Source organism: Pseudomonas sp. HY7a-MNA-CIBAN-0227, assembly GCF_040310325.1.
In the GTDB taxonomy this organism is placed as follows: domain Bacteria; phylum Pseudomonadota; class Gammaproteobacteria; order Pseudomonadales; family Pseudomonadaceae; genus Aquipseudomonas.
Genome location: NZ_JBEOPT010000096.1, coordinates 1 through 280, shown reverse-complemented (window position 1 = coordinate 280; position 280 = coordinate 1). Strand labels below are relative to the sequence as shown.

Below are 280 nucleotides of genomic sequence, written 5' to 3'. Positions count from 1 at the left end.
CTCAAGGACAGTGGCGCCCAGGTGCGTAGCGCGCTGTTTCGCAATAACGCGGCGCGGGTACGCCAGGCACTGAAAGACGGCCTGGCGGTGAAGGTGCGCGGCAAGGTCTCGTTGTTCGAGGGCCGTGGCGATTACCAACTGATCCTCGACACCGTGGAGCCGGCCGGTGATGGTGCGCTGCGCCTGGCCTTTGATGCTTTTAAGGAAAAACTCAGCGCCGAAGGCCTGTTCAGTGCCGAACGCAAAGTGGCGCTGCCGGTGCATCCTCGGCGCATTGGCA

1 protein-coding gene is annotated in these 280 nt (G+C 63.2%); it reads left to right on the top strand.

The window, feature by feature from the left end:
- A partial coding sequence (locus tag AAEZ06_RS27125; RefSeq protein ID WP_350617173.1) for an exodeoxyribonuclease VII large subunit occupies nucleotides 1–280 on the top strand: 280 nt, incomplete at both ends.